Source organism: Exiguobacterium sp. 9-2 (genome assembly GCF_036287235.1).
Taxonomy (GTDB): Bacteria; Bacillota; Bacilli; order Exiguobacteriales; family Exiguobacteriaceae; genus Exiguobacterium_A.
Genome location: NZ_CP142850.1, coordinates 1,569,600 through 1,588,269, shown reverse-complemented (window position 1 = coordinate 1,588,269; position 18,670 = coordinate 1,569,600). Strand labels below are relative to the sequence as shown.

The 18,670-nt window shown below is 49.1% G+C and carries 19 protein-coding genes and 1 riboswitch; of the genes, 7 read left to right on the top strand and 12 right to left on the bottom strand.

Features of this window, described 5'->3' with window-relative positions; all coding sequences use genetic code 11:
• The first annotated feature begins 141 nt into the window (after positions 1-141).
• On the top strand, positions 142-615 hold the full coding sequence (locus VJ374_RS08365) for a hypothetical protein (protein ID WP_056061501.1): 474 nt from the start codon (positions 142-144) through the stop codon (positions 613-615).
• Between the two features lie 10 nt (positions 616-625).
• Positions 626-1,327, top strand: a complete 702-nt coding sequence (locus tag VJ374_RS08360) for a nucleotidyltransferase domain-containing protein (RefSeq protein WP_056061498.1) — start codon at positions 626-628, stop codon at positions 1,325-1,327.
• Between the two features lie 70 nt (positions 1,328-1,397).
• Here VJ374_RS08360 and VJ374_RS08355 read toward each other — a convergent pair whose 3' ends face one another.
• Positions 1,398-2,183 carry a pentapeptide repeat-containing protein gene (locus tag VJ374_RS08355; protein ID WP_214853877.1) on the bottom strand — a complete coding sequence of 262 codons (786 nt, stop codon included), beginning with the start codon at positions 2,181-2,183 and terminating at the stop codon, positions 1,398-1,400.
• A 44-nt stretch (positions 2,184-2,227) separates the two neighbouring features.
• Between VJ374_RS08355 and VJ374_RS08350 the strand changes: the two genes are divergently transcribed.
• The 4 genes from VJ374_RS08350 (at position 2,228) to VJ374_RS08335 (ending at position 3,994) form a co-directional block, all read left to right on the top strand.
• A complete protein-coding gene (locus VJ374_RS08350) occupies positions 2,228-2,659 on the top strand; it encodes a GNAT family N-acetyltransferase (protein ID WP_290750498.1) in 432 nt (143 codons plus the stop codon).
• On the top strand, positions 2,656-3,279 hold the full coding sequence (locus VJ374_RS08345; RefSeq protein ID WP_035407887.1) for a hypothetical protein: 624 nt from the start codon (positions 2,656-2,658) through the stop codon (positions 3,277-3,279). The genes VJ374_RS08350 and VJ374_RS08345 overlap by 4 nt, the downstream gene beginning before the upstream one ends.
• Before the next feature lie 33 nt (positions 3,280-3,312).
• A complete protein-coding gene (locus tag VJ374_RS08340) occupies positions 3,313-3,642 on the top strand; it encodes an antibiotic biosynthesis monooxygenase (RefSeq protein WP_035407890.1) in 330 nt (109 codons plus the stop codon).
• 115 nt (positions 3,643-3,757) lie between these two features.
• Positions 3,758-3,994: a hypothetical protein gene (locus tag VJ374_RS08335; RefSeq protein ID WP_329468320.1), complete on the top strand. Its 237-nt coding sequence runs from the start codon at positions 3,758-3,760 to the stop codon at positions 3,992-3,994.
• Between the two features lies 1 nt (position 3,995).
• Here the strand turns inward: VJ374_RS08335 and VJ374_RS08330 are convergent, their stop codons facing one another.
• Positions 3,996-5,267, bottom strand: coding sequence for a hypothetical protein (locus VJ374_RS08330; RefSeq protein WP_329468318.1), 1,272 nt, complete (start codon positions 5,265-5,267; stop codon positions 3,996-3,998).
• Positions 5,264-6,532, bottom strand: coding sequence for a hypothetical protein (locus VJ374_RS08325; RefSeq protein WP_329468316.1), 1,269 nt, complete (start codon positions 6,530-6,532; stop codon positions 5,264-5,266). Before VJ374_RS08325 ends, VJ374_RS08330 begins: the two co-directional genes overlap by 4 nt.
• Positions 6,533-6,686: 154 nt before the next feature.
• Here VJ374_RS08325 and VJ374_RS08320 point away from each other — a divergent pair, with 154 nt between their 5' ends.
• The gene (locus VJ374_RS08320) at positions 6,687-7,505 is read left to right on the top strand and encodes an alpha/beta fold hydrolase (protein ID WP_329468314.1); all 819 of its coding nucleotides are present in this window, start codon (positions 6,687-6,689) and stop codon (positions 7,503-7,505) included.
• A 71-nt stretch (positions 7,506-7,576) separates the two neighbouring features.
• Here the strand turns inward: VJ374_RS08320 and VJ374_RS08315 are convergent, their stop codons facing one another.
• The 9 genes from VJ374_RS08315 to VJ374_RS08275 form a co-directional block, all read right to left on the bottom strand.
• Positions 7,577-8,608 carry an NAD(P)/FAD-dependent oxidoreductase gene (locus VJ374_RS08315; RefSeq protein WP_329468312.1) on the bottom strand — a complete coding sequence of 344 codons (1,032 nt, stop codon included), beginning with the start codon at positions 8,606-8,608 and terminating at the stop codon, positions 7,577-7,579.
• A gap of 55 nt (positions 8,609-8,663) precedes the next feature.
• Positions 8,664-9,386, bottom strand: coding sequence for an energy-coupling factor transporter transmembrane component T family protein (locus VJ374_RS08310; protein WP_329468310.1), 723 nt, complete (start codon positions 9,384-9,386; stop codon positions 8,664-8,666).
• The gene (locus VJ374_RS08305) at positions 9,358-10,887 is read right to left on the bottom strand and encodes an ABC transporter ATP-binding protein (protein WP_329468308.1); all 1,530 of its coding nucleotides are present in this window, start codon (positions 10,885-10,887) and stop codon (positions 9,358-9,360) included. The genes VJ374_RS08310 and VJ374_RS08305 overlap by 29 nt, the downstream gene beginning before the upstream one ends.
• Complete coding sequence (locus tag VJ374_RS08300; RefSeq protein ID WP_035407914.1) at positions 10,884-11,456, bottom strand: ECF transporter S component; 573 nt, start codon at positions 11,454-11,456, stop codon at positions 10,884-10,886. The genes VJ374_RS08305 and VJ374_RS08300 overlap by 4 nt, the downstream gene beginning before the upstream one ends.
• Positions 11,457-11,556: 100 nt before the next feature.
• Positions 11,557-11,656: riboswitch (TPP riboswitch) on the bottom strand.
• A 97-nt stretch (positions 11,657-11,753) separates the two neighbouring features.
• Positions 11,754-12,425: a 50S ribosomal protein L25/general stress protein Ctc gene (locus tag VJ374_RS08295; RefSeq protein WP_329468304.1), complete on the bottom strand. Its 672-nt coding sequence runs from the start codon at positions 12,423-12,425 to the stop codon at positions 11,754-11,756.
• Positions 12,426-12,716: 291 nt separating this feature from the next.
• The gene (locus tag VJ374_RS08290) at positions 12,717-14,267 is read right to left on the bottom strand and encodes a GNAT family N-acetyltransferase (protein WP_329468302.1); all 1,551 of its coding nucleotides are present in this window, start codon (positions 14,265-14,267) and stop codon (positions 12,717-12,719) included.
• Positions 14,268-14,280: 13 nt separating this feature from the next.
• Entirely contained in the window at positions 14,281-14,811 is a 531-nt protein-coding gene (locus VJ374_RS08285; RefSeq protein WP_329468300.1) for a glycerol-3-phosphate acyltransferase, read from the bottom strand.
• A complete protein-coding gene (locus VJ374_RS08280) occupies positions 14,808-17,417 on the bottom strand; it encodes a DEAD/DEAH box helicase (RefSeq protein ID WP_329468298.1) in 2,610 nt (869 codons plus the stop codon). Before VJ374_RS08280 ends, VJ374_RS08285 begins: the two co-directional genes overlap by 4 nt.
• Positions 17,418-17,447: 30 nt before the next feature.
• Positions 17,448-18,488, bottom strand: coding sequence for a tyrosine-type recombinase/integrase (locus VJ374_RS08275; RefSeq protein ID WP_290786880.1), 1,041 nt, complete (start codon positions 18,486-18,488; stop codon positions 17,448-17,450).
• Between the last annotated feature and the right edge of the window lie 182 nt (positions 18,489-18,670).

Sequence of the window (18,670 nt, the reverse complement as noted above, 5' to 3'; positions counted from 1 at the left end):
TTCTCACCTTCGTGCCGTAGAAAACCGAAAACATGCCTTTCTTCTCATGTTCGGATCGACTAATTTGTGGTAAATTGAGTGGAAGTAAGTTTCTCGGACTCATCCTTATACCATTCATTCTTTTTAAATGAGGTGCTCATCATGAACAAAGAAGATCATCAACTCGCCCGTCAGCTTTTGACGACCTATTTCATCGGAACACAATTGGCGACGGTTCATGTCGCAGGCTACGTCACGCTCGAATTCATCAATTTGTTCGATACGACAGCGCCTGAACTGCGACTTCGGATCGAGACGGACCGTCTATTTTATGGCGATGTCGAGACGACACAGAATTGGGTCGTTCGCCATGCGACAAAGGAAGAGATGCTACACTTGATCGTCTCATTGCACGCGGAACGGATCACGGGTGTCCGGATCGGCAAGACGGCACCACATTTATTCTTGACCTTCAGTAACGGACAAACGCTCGTCCTGAATGGATCGGATACATATTACGAATCGTGGGCGATCGATATCGGTCTCGCGCCACACCGAGCCGACGCGACGATCGTTGCCGTACCGGGTGACGAACTAGCCGTCTTCTCCGGGATTAGCGAACAAGTTGAAGACTAAGTGGACACGCATGGAGTGGTGTGATTGGATCATGCCGCTCGTCGCGTCACGTTATCCGGATCATTGTGCCGTCTTACTTGCCGGTAGTCATACGCGAGGACAAGCGACCGTACAATCAGATGTCGATTTAATCATCTTTGAAGCAAGGCGACGGCAGGCATATCGGGAATCGTTTACCTATGACGGTGTCCCGATCGAAGCATTCGTCCATTCCTTTGAGACGATCGCGCATTTTTTCGAGAGCGACCGGGAACGTGGTCGCCCGTCCCTGCAACGCATGATTGCTGACAGCTGGACGATCGAGGATCATCCACACCTTGCCTCTATCCGCAAGGAAGCCGTTCAACAATTGGCGGATGGACCTGTTGCGTGGTCGAATCCGGAGCAACAACGCGCGCGTTATTTTTTAAGTGACTTGCTCGACGACTTCGAGAGTGTGACGAACCGCGCAGAAGGTCTAGCGATTGCGTCACGTTTATATGAACAGAGCATCGAATTCGTCCTTCGTGCCAATCAACGCTACATCGGACAAGGGAAGTGGACAATTCGTGCTCTTGCGGAGTTTGACGAAGAATATGCCAGTCGACACACAATGGCTTTTGAGTTGTATTATCAGTCGAATGACCGCCGAGTCGTCATCGCGTTAGTCGACGATTATCTCACACCGTTTGGCGGGCGTTATTTTGACGGCTTTATGCTCGGCAAAAGATAACAAGCATACAAAAAGAGACACGTTTTCGGTCGATGATCCGAAAACGTGTCTCTTTATCGTTCGCTTCTGTTTAACGCCAATGGGACGGACGGAGCAAACGCGGCGGTAACTGTGTCGCCGCGTTGCCGATCGCGGCATTGATTTGTGCTTGTGTCAAAAAGAGCGCGTCTGTCAGATCCGCGTCTTTGACGTTACAGTCTCGCAGATCAGCCCCGAGAAAGTTGACACCGCACAAACGGCTATTCGACAAGTTCGTCGCCAGCAACCACTGGTTCTGAACGCTGGCACCTGAAAAATCTCGTCCTTGTAGCTGTTTTCCGACCCAGTCGCGTGGTGTCTGGTCGCGTCTTCCGCTATACTGAACTTGAACACGAGAAGCGATCATTTCAAGGAGGGGTCGGACGGTTTGACGGATTGACATCAGGTCAAGCCGTGCAAATTGATCCGCCGGTAAGGCAGCGTATCGGGTCAATGCGGCAAGCATCTCATCGAGTTGATTGTGGATGTCACGCGTGACATCACGTTTTCCGTCCGTTACGTACCACATCATCTCAAACAAGTGAACCATCTTCGGGAAGGCAGCATAAATCGCTTGGCGTCGCTTTGGTGCATCATCGCCTTGAAACGTCCGCTGTGACAAATGTTGCCCGGCACCAAAACAATCATAGACGGTACAGCCTTTGTAGCCGCTATCGCGTAACCGGTCATGGATGCGGCAGCTGTAATCCGCGTCAAGATTGCGACACGGTGTCGCTTCCGGTTTATCATGACCGAAATCACTGGATTTCGAAAAAGCGAGTGCCGTACAACATAAACCAAAACAATTTGTACAATCAATTTGGAATGTAGGTTCCATCGTATTCACCTCCACTACTACTATAGCAAGAAAGGAGTCCGGATATGCTGCAATTTCAACTCAATGAAAATGAAGACGGACAAGATTGGATCAGACAACAGGTGCGACGCTATAACGTCGAGACTTCGCCGTTTCATGCCATAAAACGGTCTAATGGAACACAAGCCGTCACTCTGCTTGCGAAGCGAAACGATCAACCGATCGGTGGCATCACAGGAGATGCGTATTGGGGCTGGTTACATATTGAATGGTTCTTTGTCGTCAAGGAGGAGCGGGGAAGTGGACTCGGCACGACGTTATTTCATCGATTGGAAACATGGGCACGAGAAGCAGGAATCGACCGAATCCGTGTCGAGACCTTTTCATTTCAAGCGCTCTCGTTTTATGAACGAAAGGGATTCATCGAAGTCGGGCGAATCGATGATTATCCACCGGGTGCTAGCTATCACCTGCTCGTCAAGCAGGTCGACCGATGAAACGCCGACTTCTTTTTATCTTAGTTATTGGATTAGTACTCGGAGCATTGACGGGGATGTACCAGCGTCCAGAGACGCCTTCCTTCACTGCAAAAACGGTCACGAAGTTATATAAACAGATGACGAACACATCGATCGAAGCGCGTGATGTCTACTTCGTCGAACGATTGTCTGAACATTATGCCGTCGCATATCTTGAAGCAAAACATGATCGCTTGTTTCTGCTCCTGCAACAAAATGATGAGGCACAACGGATCGATCGAATCATTCGCACCAAGCAGACGACGGAGGCGGATTGGTTCGAGGGACGGTTACTTGCGACACCGGAAGGTCGGTATCTCGTCGCCTACGGCATGAATGGCTCAAAACAAATGAAAACGATTCGGTTCGAGCCGTATAAGATGACGGCTGATGGGGAAGTACCATTACGTCCGATGCAGCGCTCGTTAACCGTCGCGGGTCAGGAACGTTTCCATACCATCCAACCGTTACCGGACGCCTTCCCGCATTCGCTCTACTTCGAAATGATCGCGACGCGTATGGATGGAAAAGAGACGATCCAACGCTTGACGTCATTAAGCGAAAACGCATCTGCGTTTTCTATGACCCGTGACTTTTAGTATACTGAAGACGAAAAAAAGGGGGAAAAGAACATGTGGATCGTCATGAATCAGCTACACGTCGTGAAGGGCGCAGCAGATCAAGTCGCAGCGCGTTTTAAGACGACGAAGGGAATCGAACGGATGGAGGGGTTCCACCGGATGCAAGTCCTCGTCGACATTAGTCAGGAAGAAGAAGACATCGTCACGATCATGACGACATGGTCGAATCAAGCGGCGTTTCATGCATGGCAGGAGAGTCAAGCGTATAAAGGGGTTCACCATAAACGAGATAACGGAACGTCCGAAGTCAAACCGCTCGTGACGTCGAATACCGTCACGGAATATGCGATCGTCGCCGACCATAGCGCTGCAACAGAATAAATACAAGACCCCTGAGAGGATTCTTCTCGGGGGTCTTGTGTGTAATAATACATTAGATTGTTTTACCGTAATCTGGGTATATTCTAACAAATTAGATGAAACGAGGTGGCATCGTATGGTCTATCGTAAACCTGTCGTCTCTAGCCTATCCGTCCTCGGTGGTATGATCCTGCTCTTCGGTTTCTTGACGAGCAGTGGCTTCATTTATCTCTACTTCTTCGTCTTACTGTTTGCTTGCGTCTCCTTCTTACGTGAACCGTTGACACGTAAAGAGTGGTTGCGAGAGGGGATCGCCTTCATCTTCTGGTGTTCCTTGATTTATTTACTACAACACTTCGTCTTCATGACATAATTCATTTTTCATACTGCTCGAATAAAGGGAGGATGATGTCACGACCCGTTGCTGATAAGTGAATCGACACGTCACGCTTTGGATCCTTTAAGTAGATGTCAGTCTTTTTGACGCGTTTATCAAGATAGACTTCGTACTGTTGACCAGTCACGCCTTTTCGGAACGTCAAGTATTTCCACTTCGCCCTCTTGCCCCGCACATCAGCCTGTTCACTCGTCTTGATCGCTTTTTTTAATTTCCCGGATTCATCACTTGTCATCATGATCATGTTTTCCCAATCAATATCTTTTTCCGAAAAATGATTTCCTCGATCATCTTCTTCAAAACGGATATGCGAAAACTGTTTTTGATGGAACAGTGTCTCGTTTTGGTTTTCCGCAACGTCGTCGTCTGTTGTTCGATCCGGTCCTTGGACTTGGAGTTCAGTCGGTTGTTGCATCGTATGGCGAATCGATAATTCGTAGCGGAATTCGCGTCCGTTTTTCTCCGTTGCGATGACCGTTCCATAATGTTCCGGCGTGCCGTCACCCGGAACGAATCGGACCTTTCCTGGTTGTTTCATTGAATGGATCGGGTGTTCCGCACGGCGTCCACCATACAACTGCGGTATACGAACCGAAACGTCGTATGTCGAATCGTATTGTTGATTGTAGACGAGATAGAGATTGACATCACGGGTGAACGGTGTCAGAGAATTCGCGTATGCGAAAGTCGTCGTCTGTGCATCTTTTTTTGTGACATCCGTTGCCTCGATGACGAGGTAACCTGATCCTGGAAGTTCTAATTTTCGAGCAGAATGGTCTGCGATTTTCTCATCAGGATTGAACCAGTCGTCTTTTTTTAATACAACAGGCTTCATGCTAAAGTTCTTCCGTTGTGGAGTCAGAGTAGTCTTCTTGAAGATGTCTTCTTTCTTTGGTAACGGATAATACCCATCTTTAGACGATGTCTGACAATATAAATACGTCTTTTTCCCAGCTTTCACGTAACGAACGGTTTGACTATCATAATCTTCGAACGGATTCGTCATCATGACGGAATAGATGTTACCGACAGCGTAATTGACGGGCGCATCGCTCGCTTTAGATGCGCATGTTTTTTGGATGACGGTTCGCTCTTTAGCTGACAAAGTGCGAGATTCTTTTTCGTTGAATTGCCCTCCATCATACATTTGTGATAAGTAATCCCATTTAAAATTCGGGGCGTCACTTTGGCAACCGCTTAATGCTAGCGTCGCTCCAAGTGTTAGTCCGATCCAGTAACGTTTATTCATTGTTTGAGCACCTCACTAAGTGCTTCACTTGTCGTACCTGACAGCTTCGCACCTTTCTTTGATCCCAGTTTGACAACATAGATTTCAAGCTTTTTAGCTCGTTTGCGTTCGAATAGTTCGAACGTTTGACTTTTTCCTTTGCGGATCAAGGTCAATTTTTTCTGTTTCAGCTTTGTTCCTTGTGGCTCCATCACATCGGTCTCTTTTAATTCTTGAGCCATTTTTTTTGCTAGTTTATCTGGAATGGCCGAGATGAATTTAAAATCGTTATCGACGAGCTGCTTTGGTGAGTCGTGAATGTAGCCGACATATGTGGTTGGTGATGCATCAAGAAAGCCATATTTGTAATTCGCAGGTTTTTTGTAGGTCTGATTGAGACGCATATATAGCGATGTTTCTTGAACGATTTTGCCTCCTTCTTTCTTCCAAACAGTCGCAAAAGGAACCGTCTGTCCCATTGAAAGCGTAGCAGGAAGTTGCTTTCGCTTGATTTGATATGATTGCCCCATTACATGGTCTTGAATGACGGATGGAATCCCAATACGATCACCACTGGTCATGAGTTCAATCGATGTGTGCTGCAAACCACTATTCGGAATGACACGAAAAGCTAAATTCAATTCGGAACCAGCTCGGGACTCGGTCGTCTCAAAGAGTGTTTGTTCTTTATCCTTATTTTTGTCTTTCATGAAGAGAACGAATTGTCCTTCCGGTGGTAAGGACAATTGATACGATGGGAAAAGGTAACGACCAAGTCCTTTCGTGTCTTTACTTTCTTCATTTTCTTGTTTTTGTTGATCCGTCACTTCTTTTGGGACAGGCTTAAAGCGAACGTCTGTCGATTTAGCTTTAAGCGGTTGGTTCGACCAATCGACGAATGGGTAATCACTGCGCTTGATTTGGTGGACCGCATAATCCGCATGGCGAATCGGCTGACACGCCAGATAGTCCTTTTTTTCGTCTGACAGGAAACGGACGTGTTGGAACTCGCGCCCTTGGACACTCGGAGGCAGGAAGTATAAATCAAATCCTTCGTGTTGCACATATCGATCAGGCAAGCGCATCATGTCAGGTTTTTGCTGACAACCCTTCAACAAAGCCGCCGTTTGTTTTTTCGGGAGATCCGGTATCTCTTGACCATCAAAGGTAGTCGAGATACCGCCCCAGTAATTGGCATCATATGTAAGATCTAAGTATTGTTCTTTTCCGCATCCGGCAAGAAGAACTGCTCCTGCGAGAATACCAATATGTATATAGCGTCTCATGAAAAACCTCCTCTATACGATTGTCTGTATTTTACCATATTTTCTATAATAGACAGAATTTTCTATAACGTTTCAACATCAAGATGTTTGACATCCCTTGACTCGGGAATAATAGATGCATGCATGGTCAATCTATTACTATGGGGGTTTTATGATGGGTACATTTATTCAAGCAGTTGATGGCACGAAGATTTACGTTGAGGATGTCGGATCGGGTCAACCGGTCGTCTTTTTACACGGCTGGCCAGCAAACAATAACATGTTCGAGTATCAAAAGAATCTGCTCGTCGAAGAAGGGTACCGTTACGTCGGAATCGATTATCGTGGTTATGGCAAATCAGATGCACCGGCAACGGGATATGACTATAAGACGATGGCGTCCGATGTCAATGAAGTCATCGAACAGCTCAAATTAACGAATGTCACGTTGCTCGGCTTCTCGATGGGAGGAGGAATCGCCTTGTCCTATCTCTTGCAATATGGGGATTCAAAAGTCAGTAAGCTTGTTCTCGCGGGAGCTGCGGCACCAGTCTTTACGCAACGTGACGGTTACCCATATGGGATGACGAAAGAAGAAGTCGATGCGTTGATTGCCGATACGAAACAGGATCGCCCGTCGATGCTCAAAGGATTCGGTGAAATCTTCTTTGCGAAGGAACATCCAGAACCGCTGCAACAATGGTTCCATGGTCTTAGCATCGCCGCTTCGTCCCACGGAACGATTCAGTCAGCAATCGCCTTGCGTGACGAAGACTTACGTGGAAAACTCGAAAACATCAAAGTTAATACGTTAATCATCCACGGTAAAAAAGACCAAGTCTGTCCGTTCGAGTTTGCGGAAGAGATGCAAAAGGAAATCCCACATGCGCGACTCGAAGTCTTCGAAGAGAGTGGACACGGGATGTTACTTGACGAACAAGAGAAGTTCAACGAGACATTACTGACGTACGTTAAAGGAAATCAAACCGTCTAATTTAACAAGCCATGGACGAGTGTCCATGGCTTGTTTTTGTGTATAGAAAAAGCGTGCGCCGGCGCATGTTTTTAAAGGCGATACTTCCGCATGAACCGTTGATCGATCCAGCGCTTCAGGTACCAACCGAACGTGTGAGTCGAATAATGACGACCATATAGGGAAACCGCATGACGCGGTCCCATCGATAAAATCGTCAAATAGTTCGTTTGCGGACGATAGGTTTGCAGTGCTTCTTCCTGGAGGTATCGTAAAAGGTTCGTAAGTAAAATTGGCGCTTGTCGGACAGCTGTGACACCATTCTTCGGAATGTCGGGGTAGGCGACGAGGGTCGCCGCGTCACCCGCAACAAACAAACTTGGATGATCGAGCGCTTGTAACTGTTCATTGACGAGTAAAAATCCGTCTTCGGTGAAGAGATTGCTGTCTGCAAACAATGTCGGAGCTTTGGCACCCGTCAAGCGGACGATTGCATCTGACTCGATTGGTGGGTGTTGCGTAAAGCGGAGTGGTAGTTCGTCATCTATAGGACGTTCCCGGATCCAGTACACTTCGAGTTCTTTTAACCGTCTCGTAATGGCTTCCGCTGCCGGATGACGAGAAAGGATATCTGGATCCGTGATCAATGTGATCGGTACACCCGCCGCTTTCAAGGACGCCGCCATCTCGACGGCCGCTGCTCCGCTCCCAATCACGACCGGACGCTTTGCTTGTTGCAGTCGCTTTAATGTATCCGGTAACCGGTAGTTCGGTTTAATCGATAATCGCGTCGTATCTTCCGACCAGTCGAATGAACCGATATTCGTTGAGACGACGTCATAGGTGTAACGTCTGCCGGATGCACCGAAGACGACCTTTTCAACAGGGTCGACTTTGATGACGGTCTCCTTGATGAATGGTTTATCATAGGCACGACATAAGGCGGCGACGTCAATACGCATCTCATCCATGTCGTATGTTCCGTCAGCAAGCCCAGAGTACATGCCCGAGTAATATTGGTAAGTCGAGGCGTTCAGGACCAGCCACTCGACGTCTTCTGTTGGTCCGTGTGTAATGCAATGCAGGTGAGCGTGACCTGCACCAATCAAGAGGATACGTTTCATGTCGTTCTCCTTCAATCTGTCTTGCTAGAGTGTACCCGGATACGGGTGGCGGTAATCATAGCCAAAAGACAAGACTGATGAATAGGAGGATGACCACGAGATAAATAATATCCTGACGCTGAACGACCGGTACCTCGTAATACGTTCGCTCTGCTGAAAAGTGACGGGCTTCGAGAGCAATCGCCATCCGTTCTGCCCGCTGGATCGATCGTGAGAAGAGCGGTAAGCCAATTGAAAGAAATCCATCACCAGGAAAGCGACTGTGCACATTGCGAATCATCCGGACTTGCCGCAAAACGCGGACTTCTTCGACCAGTTGCGGCAGAAAGCGAATCCCGGCAAGGAATCCGTAAGCAAAGCGGGGCGATAACTTCGCCTGATGGATCAAGCTCATTACGAAACGGGTCGCGTCGGTCGTCGTGACGAAAGCGAGGCTCAGGCAGACGAACGTGGCCATCCGCAAGGCAAGTAACCAGCCGTGCGCGACGCTTTCCGACGTGACATGAAACCAACCAAACGACCAAAGAGTATTCGTTCCTTTGCCGAAAGCCGCCATCATCCAGAACGTCAATAAGAATAATAGAATATACGGCGCAAGTCGCTTCAAGAAATCAAAAGGACCCCATCCGGAAAGGAGTAGCAGTGCGATAGCAAAACTCAAGAATACTAACGTTTTGACCCAGTCATTCGTTGCAATCAAGGCAAACATGATCAAAAACAATCCGCTTCCCTTAATGACAGGATTGAGTTTAGCGAACGGGGACACGTTCGTTTGCATCACGTTTCACCTCCTGGAATTGGTACGAAAGTGGACGTTGTAGCTGACAGCGCTCGAGTAATGGAACGTCAGCGAATAACTCGCTTGGGCGACCGTCAAAAGTAATCCGTCCTTGCTCCATGACGAGGACACGATCCGCATACCGGGCGACGAGCTCCATATCATGCGTCGCCATGACGAGTGTCGTACCGTTCTGTTGTTCCATCTGTAACTGTTCCATTAAGCGTCGTGTCGTCAATCCATCTTGTCCGAAGGTCGGTTCATCGAGCAACAATAAGTCTTTCGTTTGTCCGAGCATCGTTGCGACGCTGAGCCGTCGTTGTTGCCCCGTACTAAGAGCAAGTGGTGACTGCTGTTTGACAGATGTCAGTTCCAGCCGTTCGAGCAACGCCGCGCGCTTAACGTTCGTCGCTGCCCGGTGGCTCCAGTCGATTTCCGCTTCGACCGTCAGCTTAAGAAACTGCAGATCCGGTTGTTGAAAGACATAGCCAACGTGCTCATAAAAGCGACGCTGGGAGTAACGATGAACCGGACGTCCCTGGAGCTGATACGTTCCACGATTGGGAAGCAACCGCCCGAGTGTCGCAAGCAATGTACTTTTCCCGGATCCATTTGCCCCAAGCAGCATCACCCATTCTCCTGTCTGCAGGGAAAATGTCGCATCGGTCAGCGGATATGGTGCTTTCGTCGATAATGCAGCGACGTGTAACAAAGAGCGACCAGCTGTAGCGACGGTGGAAGGCACATGAAGTCGCGCCGCTTGCGGTCCATCTATGGGTAACGTCTCTAACGTATACGGATACAAAGAGGGAACGGCAATACCTTTCGTTTGAAGCTCTTTGTAATCCTGGGGGAACAGATCCCGTGGATCTGCTGTCGCAGTAATCGATCCGTCCTCAAGCAAGACGACCTGGTCGACGTACGACAAACAGACATCGAGTTGGTGTTCGATCAAGACGATCGTTAAATCGTGTTCTTTTTGAATCCGAAAAATCAACGCCATCAGCTCATGTTGTCCGATTGGATCAATCTGAGCCGTTGGTTCATCGAGTAATAAGATCGTCGGCTCAAGTGCTAGGACCGCTGCGAGCGCGAGACGCTGTTTCATTCCACCGGATAGACTCGCGATCGGTGTCGAGAAGGGGAGGGGGAGACCGACGAGTGCGAGTAAGCGTTCAATTCGTTCATCCATCTCCACGCGCGGAATCGAGCGATTTTCTAAACTAAAAGCGATTTCGCGTCCGATCGTCTCCATGCAGAACTGTTCTTCTGGATTTTGAAACAAGATTCCGACCGAACCGGACCGGGTAACGGTACCAGTCTGTTCGACTTCAATCGTTTCCGGTGTCAGTCCGGCAAGGGCATGAAGTAATGTCGTCTTGCCACTCCCACTTCGTCCGAGCAGAAGGGTCGTCCCTTGCTCAATCGTCAGCGATACATGATTGAGCACCGATTTCATCTGACCGGGATAGCGGATGCTGAGGTCGTCGACAGTAATCATGCGATTTCTCGTTTCGCACGTCCTGCCGCAAACCCGTTCAAGACACCAGTCGCAACAAGGCGACGGACGAGAATGGCTGCAAGCAAGCCACCGAGTAATGCGCCGCTGATCAATTGTAAGCCAGTTGTCGCAAGCAACGTCGTCGTTGTGTAGTAACCGAATCCGTTCGCGATTAGACTATAAACGATGCTACCAATCGCGGCTCCGACACCCGATAACATCAAGGTCCATGTGTCATAACGACGGTAACGCGTCATCGCAAAGACGAGTTCCGCACCAAGTCCTTGGCAGACTCCGATCAGAAGAGCGGATAAACCAAAATGACTACCTGTGAACAGTTCGACGGCTGCCGCGACGACTTCCGCAATTAAAGCGGCACCTGGCTTTTGAATGATTGCTGCGACGAGCGGACTCGCAATGATCCAGATGCCAAACATCCAGTTGGCACCGACAGGACCGAAGATCGCTGAGATCGGCAACCAGAGTGTTGACCAACCAAGATAGATGACGCCGCAAGCGACGGCGAGCATCATCATGACCATGATTTCTTTCATTTTCCAGTGTTGCATTAGATACGTCCTCCTTTGAATGGGGGAGACGCCAAAAAAGACCGCCCTCCGTAAAAAAGAGAGCGGTCCTCAGAAAAACTGCGCGCAGCAGGAGTCATTGGATGTGGTCGCTCCACTTTCCTACGCTAGTATGAACTAGATCAGGTTCGAAGGGTCCGAAGTGAATCGTCTCAGCCAATTGGGCTCCCCTAGTGGATATGGTAATAGGTGATACGCTGTTCACTTTAGGCAATCCAGCGTCTGTTGTCAAGACACAAAAAAAAACGATACGCCGCAAAGGGCGTATCGTTAAACGACTTATTTATTGTCTTCGTTCTCTTCAGCTGTTTCTTCTGAAGACGTTTCTGTTGCTTCCACTTCGTTGTCTTCGCCAGCTTCTGCTTGTGCCTCTGCTTCCTCGATTTCTTCAAGATCCTGCTCGAGTGTCGATTCGACGACAGCTGCGACTTGAATATCGCCTTCTGTAACGATGCGGAAATCTTTTTGTTCTGGAAGATCGGCTACAGAAATCGAATCGCCGATTTCGAGGTTCGTGACGTCGACTTCGACGTTCTCTGGTAATTTATCTGGTGTAGCGGCGACTGTTACTTTAAAGAGTGTTTGTGATAGGAAGCCACCAACTTTTGCACCGGCTGCTTCGCCAACAAGTACAACGTCTGCTTCGACTTCTGTTTCTTCATCCATTTTCACGGCGATGAATTCAACGTGATCGACTGTTGGTGTGAAGACATCCATATCACGGCGATTGATCAAGACGTTAATATTTTTACCGTCGAGTTTGAGTGAAATCAAGACGTTTTCACCGTTTTCTCGGACGATTTTAAGCAATTCTTTTTCTTCAAATGCGATTGGTGTACTTTCCACTTTGTAACCATACACGACGCCAAGAGCTTTTCCTTCATGACGCAATTGTTTACGGAGTGAGCGTGGACGTACCTCGCGTTTTTCGGCTGTTAAATTAACTGACATGTTCATTTCCCCCTTGAATTTGGTATAGCCCTCAAAAGGTAATGAATGTAGGAGCAGGACGAATCCTGAACAATATGAATCATGCTAAGACAATCGGTTTCAGACTCTCATGAATCTGACGCTTTCGTGACTTTGCATTTCTCTCCCAGGTCATTACGCTGATATTGAGAAACATGTGTGAGTAAGTCACCGGTTTGATGCGGTGCTAATGAGTTTATACCCCTGTGTTTTAAATCCATAAACCTCTTTTTTTATCTTTTTGAAGTCGAAAGACCTCCAAACCGCTTGAAATCAGGGGTTGAGAGGTCTTTCGTTTTTTTCATTCTTTATGATGATTCGTTGATTTTCACGAACTAAAACACGAATGAGACGTTCAATTTGCCGCATCGTCGTCTGTCCCATCGTCGAAATTTGCAGCCACTGATTGTAAACGAGATAGTCGCTTTCATACTGGACGTGATACCCCTGAATGCGCAGAGCGTCGCCTAAATCAGTTGCGGACGGATGAACGATCGTCAGTATTCCCGGCGCTTGTGCTTCTTGTTGTGCGAGGAGTTGGAATCCAGTTGCGCGGACGGCTTGTTCGAGATAGGTCATCTTGATTGCTGCTTGATTAAGATCGAGGGCATCAAGCGCTGCCTGACAGGCAAGCAACAGGTTCGACGAGCCGGAAAAGGCAACCCCTTCCGCATAGAGTCCTAAATCCAGATAACGGGGAATACAGAGAGAAGGTAGGACGCGATCTGCGTGACCAATGAACGCAAGACCCGGTAAACCACCAATCGCTTTCCCGGAAACAGTCGTGACGAAAGTGCAGCCATCGTATGAGAAATGTCCGGTTCCAACAGCGCTGATCGCATCGACGACGAGTGCGGTTCGTTGATCTAACAGCACTTTTACTGCATCAAGATCATAGAGAACACCCGTTGACGTCTCACAATGCGTCAACCAGATCCAGTTGTATGCCGTTTGCCTCAATTGATGAGCGAGTTGCTTCAAGTCGATCGGGTGACCGGGGGGAAGCGTATGGACATCAAAGGACTTGCCGGCACGTGCCGCGTGATCAATCAAGCGTTGACCGAACTCGCCGCCGTTCAGGATCAATCCATGTCCAGTGAGTTGTTGCGCGACAATATCATTGGCGAGCGTACCGCTGCCGACGGCCATCGAGACATGTGGCAAATCCAGCAACTGACACATTCGGCCACGTAAATCTTGATCGAGCTGCCGCATCGAGGCCGTCCGGTGTGGACGCGGTGCTTGTTGCGCCGCTTGACGGACCGTCGGCGCAACCTCGACCGGACCGGCTAGAAAATGCAGGGGACGTAAGACATCCGCGATGACGGATCGTTCGTATGTGGCGCGCGACAACAACATCGGTACAAACTGGGCATCGCCACTACCAAGCGTCGCTGCGATTGGTGTGAAGCCGAACCGCGCGTATAGTTTTGCTTCCCGCGTCGTACCACTGATATAGACGTGATCAATCGTCTCCCGCTCGAGGTAGACCATTAAAAAGCGCATCAATTGCATGAACGTACGACTATTGCGGTATTCGGGACGAACGCTAAGTAAGCGGATTTCCGCTGGGTCCGTCAGTGTCTCTTCTAGCGTCACGCCCTTTTCCTCAAGCGAAAAGGGACGATGCTTTCGAATGGCGATCATCGCGACGAGTCGATCGTCTTCCTTACCGATCAAGTAAGTGTTCTGATCATGGAATCGATCAATTCGTTTCCGTTCGATGTTCGGTTGATGTTGCGGAATCTCTTCTGTAAAGGTGAGGTAGTTCAATTCATGGATTGCTTCCGCGTCGTCCGCAGTTGCAATGGAAAAGTCGATCATGGAGACGTCCTCCTTATGTAATGGCTGGCTTGTGGAGTGCATCATGAGCCCACAGGACAAGTAGACTTACGGCAACGGTACACAAGATATTGACTGACCCTGCGTCTAAGAAGACGGGTAGTAACGGAAGTAAAACGACCGGAATAAGTCCCGCTTTGATACTATCTTTCGTTACGAGATAAGACAAACCGAGTATGCCTAATCCGGCAAGATATGCCCATGGCGTGATAGCGAAGACGATTCCGGAAAATACGGCGTACCCTTTACCGCCGCGTCGTGGGTGAAACAACGGAAACAAGTGACCGATGAGCACGGCGAGGGCGACCGGATAAAACGTGTCAGTGATCTGCAACGCAAAGACTGTCTTCGCGGCATCAAACAGATAAACGAATAAAAAAGCCGGAAGCCCACCGGCACGATGGGCATTGCGGGCACCGATGTTTCCGGAACCGACCTGTGCCAAATCGGTACGACTAATGTACTTAAAGAGCGTACCACCTAAAATGCTACCGATGAGATAACCAAGCAGGAGATCAAGGATCACCGTTGTTCCTCCTTTGTCGTTACGAGATGAACGAGTTCCTTGACGGTCAAGGCGTCACTGTCTGGAGCCGTCAGGACGGCATCGACCATTTTGGCTTTTCGATCTTGTAATTCCGTCATCTTCTCTTCGATCGTTCCGCGTGTCAGCAATTTGATGACCGTCACGTCAGACTGTTGTCCAAGCCGATGGGCGCGATCGGCTGCCTGTTGTTCGACGGCCGGATTCCACCAGCTGTCAAACAGGATGACGGTATCAGCGGAGGCGAGGTTGAGTCCCGTTCCGCCAGCTTTCAGCGAAATCAAGAAGAGATCGACTTCACCGTCATTGAACCGGTCGCATAACGCGACCCGGTCTTCGAGCGGTGTCTCACCCGTCAATAGGAAGTGGGGGAGGTGACGTTGCGCGAGATCCGAACGAATGCGCTCGAGCATTTGCGTATACTGTGAGAAGATCAAGATCCGTTTTCCGGCTGCTCGTTTTTCTGCAATCAGTGAGAGCAGACGCGTTCGTTTCGTTGCTTCCCCTGTGTACCCCTCGACGAATAATCCCGGATCGTTGCAAATTTGCCGCAACCGCGTTAAGCCCGCCAGTAACTTCAAACGATCTTCACGTTTCGTTTCGTCTAAATGCTGCAGCGTCTCGAGTTGCAATTTGGCGAGATACGACGCATATAACCGTTTTTGATTCGGTCCGAGCTCGACATAATGATGCTCGATCTGCTTCTTTGGTAAGTCCTGTAAGACATCTTTTTTCTCACGCCGTAATAAAAATGGTTGAATGAATTGTTGCATGTCATCAAACGACCATTTCTCAAACGTCGCTAAATCCGGCAGTAATTCCGGAAACAAGACATGGAAAATCGACCAGATATCGCGCGGTCGATTCTCAAGTGGAGTTCCCGTCAAGGCGAACCGGCGTTTTGCTTGCAGATGTCGCAGTTGACTGACCGTTTGTGACTGCGGATTCTTCAAGTGCTGTGCTTCATCAAAGAAAACGACGTCATATACAGGGTGGCGACGGACGTCGGTCCGAAGCGTCGTATAGGAGACGATCGTCACTGTGTTTTCAGCCAAGTACTCCAGTTCGGAAAGTCGGCTAGTTTGAGATCCCGTCACGACATGAACCGGTCGACCGGGTAAAAAGCGCTTCAGTTCCGCCTCCCAGTTGCGGAGCAGTGATGCTGGTGCGACGATCAGTGCGCGACTATCCGAAATCGTTGCTATATAACCAATCGCTTGAATTGTCTTTCCAAGCCCCATCTCATCGGCCAAGATGCCGTGACATCGGTGCGCGTCCAAATTCTTCAGAAATTGAATGCCCGTCCGTTGATACGGATAGAGTTGTGACTCTAACGAATTCGGCAAGTCGAGCCGGAATCCTTGTCCGGATTTCAATTCGAACCATTTCTCGAGCAAATCGGCATGGAGATGCAGGATGGAGGCACCGATCAGATGCTTCATGTTCCGGACGGCAGGTAAGACGAGTCGCCCGTCGCGTAAGTCGCGTTCACTCGCTTCCATCTGGGCGAGAACCCGTTGCAACTGCTGAAAGGCCCGTGCCTCTAAAGATACGAACTGTCCGGATTTCAAGCGGTGATAGCGTTTTTGTAAGATGAGCGACTTCAGGACACGTTTCAGTTCGTCTTCCGGAATTCCGTCCATCGAAAAGTTGAACACAAGCCAGTCGAGGCGGTCTGTCACGTCGACTTCGATCCGCGGATGAAAGGGTCCTTTTGGTAACGTCGTTCGGATGGCTTGCGTTGCAAATAACTCCAGTTGACCGAGCGCAACCCGTTCGTCAAGCAGACTCCGCAAAAAAGCATACTGCGCGGCGTCACTGGTGATGACATAGTGCGAATTCGATGGTGTTGCTTGGAATTCACGTAAATAGCGTAAGACACTTTGCTCCGTTACTTGATCCCGTCCAGCATAAATCGTCTCATCGAGTGGATTCAGCTGAATCCCTTGATAATCAAACGACACGCGGACTTCAACTTTCTGAGCCGTTCGATCGAGATGGAGCTTAGCGATCGGCGTACCGGAAACGATCCGTTCCTGTAAATCAGGACTGAACGAAACATTGGCAACCCGCTGCAAATACTTTGTCTGTCCAAGCAAACGATCGAAGTAGGGCAGGGACAGTTGATGCTGCTGTTTATCCGTCAATCGTTTGAGCGTCACGACGGGTCCAGTCAGTTCGAAATGAATCGCCACCCGACGATCAGGTGTGAGACTGCGTAAATAGTTGCGCGCGCCTGCGTCGTCGACTTGAATTGCCGTAAAAGGGCGGATTTGCGGCGAGAGCGGTGTTGGTGTGCCGTGTGCCTGCACATGATGCATCGCCAGCAAAACAGCGACGATGTGTCCACAAAATGACGTATCCATCACAAGCGACGGACAGTTACAGCCAGCGTCGACGCCGTGCGCCTTTACGCGGACCGTCACCGTGAATCGTTCCTCACCGTCTACGCTCGCTTCAATTAGCTCGTCACCCATCCGGTAATTGTGTAACGTGACCTTTCGGGCAGCGACATACTTCTTTCCCCGTCGAAAGGCATAGGCATCAGACATCTGTTTGATTTTACGTTCACTGAGTCCGTAATTCATGAGACCCCTCCTTTAGTTAACATAATATTATTATCGTTCACCATCAAATAAATCGACGGCGCGTTTTTTCTCCGAATCACCGATATGGGCATAGACCTGCGTCGTTGCGACGGATTCGTGACCGAGTAACTGCTGGATCGTCAGGACGTCGACCCCGCCGGTCGCAAGTCGTGTCGCAAACGTATGCCGTAGTTTATGTGGCGTAATTTTTTTGCGCTCTAAAAAGGGGAGGACTGGCTTCAGTCGTTCCGTGTGCCGCTGCAAAATATGCTGGACTGCCCGTGGGCTGAGTGGTTTCCCGTGTTTTTGGAAGACAGGTACGGCGCCGCTCGTTGGCATCTGATAATGGATCGCGTATTTGCGTAAGGCAATTCGTGCTGGTTTCGCAAGTGGAATCAATCGTTCTTTATTGCCTTTCCCGATGACGCGGAGCGTATTTTCGTGGAAATCGACATCGTTCCAGACGAGTTGGGTCATCTCACTTAAACGCATCCCGCTATAGCCAAGTAATTGGAATAACGTCACGTCGCGGACACGATCCCGTTCATAATGCGACGCTTCACGGGCATTCATCTCAACGTTTGACGGTAATAACTGAATCAATTCGTCCCATTCGCGTTTTGTCAGATAAACCGGTTCCCGTTTGGCTTGTTTCGGTCGATTGACTTTGGCGACCGGGTTTTCCGACAACTGACCGGTATCGACCAAATAACGAAACAGTGACTGTAATGCTGATAACTTCCGGTTGATGACGCTCGGTGCATTTTGTTTCGTTAAGGCAAGGTATTCGGCGTAGGCTTCGATTCCTGCTGCATCGATCTCGACAAATGCTTCAAGCGGAATATCTCGCGCTGTTACCTTTTCACCTGACGCCGCAGCGACGAATTGGAAGAACGCTTCATAGTCATAGACGTAGCGGCGCATCGTTGCTAATGAGAAATGTTTGGCTGCTAACTGATCTAAATAGGACTGAATGAAGCGTGGCATCCGCTCATAACCGGGAATCGCTGGTGCTGTAGCCGAAACGGTCGTTTTATGTATTGTTTTTCCTAGGTTTTTAAATAAACTCATCCGGCAATCACCCCTCTAGTAGCAGTATACCAAACGTTGATACGTCAGGCACTTGTTTGCGTGAAATAGTTATTTCACGCAATGTTAAATTGTCAGACAGGGAGCGCTCAGTTGCATCGACAATGCATCGGATGGGTCGTTGGTCAACTCGATGCACGTGAGAATTTAACCTATTTTTAGAG

Bases quoted from the DNA above. Each gene is read 5' to 3' on its own strand.
- VJ374_RS08365 (WP_056061501.1), top strand. From the start codon at position 142: ATGAACAAAGAAGATCATCAACTCGCCCGTCAGCTTTTGACGACCTAT.
- VJ374_RS08360 (WP_056061498.1), top strand. From the start codon at position 626: ATGGAGTGGTGTGATTGGATCATGCCGCTCGTCGCGTCACGTTATCCG.
- VJ374_RS08355 (WP_214853877.1), bottom strand. From the start codon at position 2,183: ATGGAACCTACATTCCAAATTGATTGTACAAATTGTTTTGGTTTATGT.
- VJ374_RS08350 (WP_290750498.1), top strand. From the start codon at position 2,228: ATGCTGCAATTTCAACTCAATGAAAATGAAGACGGACAAGATTGGATC.
- VJ374_RS08345 (WP_035407887.1), top strand. From the start codon at position 2,656: ATGAAACGCCGACTTCTTTTTATCTTAGTTATTGGATTAGTACTCGGA.
- VJ374_RS08340 (WP_035407890.1), top strand. From the start codon at position 3,313: ATGTGGATCGTCATGAATCAGCTACACGTCGTGAAGGGCGCAGCAGAT.
- VJ374_RS08335 (WP_329468320.1), top strand. From the start codon at position 3,758: ATGGTCTATCGTAAACCTGTCGTCTCTAGCCTATCCGTCCTCGGTGGT.
- VJ374_RS08330 (WP_329468318.1), bottom strand. From the start codon at position 5,267: ATGAATAAACGTTACTGGATCGGACTAACACTTGGAGCGACGCTAGCA.
- VJ374_RS08325 (WP_329468316.1), bottom strand. From the start codon at position 6,532: ATGAGACGCTATATACATATTGGTATTCTCGCAGGAGCAGTTCTTCTT.
- VJ374_RS08320 (WP_329468314.1), top strand. From the start codon at position 6,687: ATGGGTACATTTATTCAAGCAGTTGATGGCACGAAGATTTACGTTGAG.
- VJ374_RS08315 (WP_329468312.1), bottom strand. From the start codon at position 8,608: ATGAAACGTATCCTCTTGATTGGTGCAGGTCACGCTCACCTGCATTGC.
- VJ374_RS08310 (WP_329468310.1), bottom strand. From the start codon at position 9,386: ATGCAAACGAACGTGTCCCCGTTCGCTAAACTCAATCCTGTCATTAAG.
- VJ374_RS08305 (WP_329468308.1), bottom strand. From the start codon at position 10,887: ATGATTACTGTCGACGACCTCAGCATCCGCTATCCCGGTCAGATGAAA.
- VJ374_RS08300 (WP_035407914.1), bottom strand. From the start codon at position 11,456: ATGCAACACTGGAAAATGAAAGAAATCATGGTCATGATGATGCTCGCC.
- VJ374_RS08295 (WP_329468304.1), bottom strand. From the start codon at position 12,425: ATGTCAGTTAATTTAACAGCCGAAAAACGCGAGGTACGTCCACGCTCA.
- VJ374_RS08290 (WP_329468302.1), bottom strand. From the start codon at position 14,267: ATGATCGACTTTTCCATTGCAACTGCGGACGACGCGGAAGCAATCCAT.
- VJ374_RS08280 (WP_329468298.1), bottom strand. From the start codon at position 17,417: ATGAATTACGGACTCAGTGAACGTAAAATCAAACAGATGTCTGATGCC.
- VJ374_RS08275 (WP_290786880.1), bottom strand. From the start codon at position 18,488: ATGAGTTTATTTAAAAACCTAGGAAAAACAATACATAAAACGACCGTT.